This is a genomic window from Methylobacterium sp. WL12, from assembly GCF_008039475.1.
GTDB lineage: Bacteria > Pseudomonadota > Alphaproteobacteria > Rhizobiales > Beijerinckiaceae > Methylobacterium > Methylobacterium cerastii.
Map to the genome: position 1 here is coordinate 1 of NZ_VRUW01000226.1, position 848 is coordinate 848.

The following is an 848-nucleotide window of genomic DNA, read 5'->3' on the forward strand; positions in this document are numbered from 1 at the left end:
GCGGGCCGCGTCCGGTCCCGAAGGTCCTAGTACGAGCCGAACTTGTAGTTCAGGCCGGCGCGCACGACAGCGAACTCGGTGCTGTTGTTGCGGTTCAGGCCGCTCTGCACGACGGTCACGCCCGGCGAGGTCAGGGTCACGGTGCCGGTCGAGTTGGTGGCGAAGGCGCCGTTGTTGCGGCCGTTCTGGTCGAGGTTCACGTACAGGCCTTCCACCTTCAGCGTCACGGCCGAGGAGCGGAAGAAGTTCAGGAACGAGTCGGTCGGCAGGGCGTACTCGACGCCGGCGCCGGCGGCCCAGCCGGTCTGGAAGTCGTTGCGGGACACGCCCGAACCGAAGTCACGGCCGCCGCCGCTGCCGTAGGCGAAGCCGCCGGTGCCGTACACGAGGGTGCGGTCGAAGGCGTAGCCGAGGCGACCGCGCACGGTGCCGAAGTAGTCGAGGCTGGAGATGCCCGACGGGTTGTAGATCAGGTTGCCCGGCAGGATGCCGCCGCCGACGACGCCGGGGGTGGCAGCAAAGCGGTTCCGGCCCTGACCGAAGTCGACGTACTGGGCGTCGGCCTCGACGCCGATCACGACGCCCGAGCCCGGGGTGAACTGGTAGTTGTAGCCGACCTGGCCACCGCCGGTGAAGCCGTCGTTGGCGCGGTTGCCGCCGAAGGCGAGCACGCCGCCGACGTTGCCGCCGGCCGGGCCGGCGAAGATCGCGTTGCCGGGCGAGACGCCGACGACGGTGGCGCCGCGGCGCTCGCTGGCATCGAAGCCGTAGCCGGCGTTGATACCGAAGTAGGCGCCGGTCCAGGTGAACACCGGAACGGGCGTGAACACCGGCGGCGGTGCGCGACG

The 848-nt window shown here is 70.5% G+C and carries 1 protein-coding gene; it reads right to left on the reverse strand.

Annotated elements, in window-relative coordinates; all coding sequences use genetic code 11:
• Positions 1-26: 26 nt before the first annotated feature.
• Positions 27-848, reverse strand: an 822-nt coding sequence (locus tag FV226_RS27630) for an outer membrane beta-barrel protein (RefSeq protein ID WP_147765421.1), incomplete at its 5' end; no start/stop codon positions are given.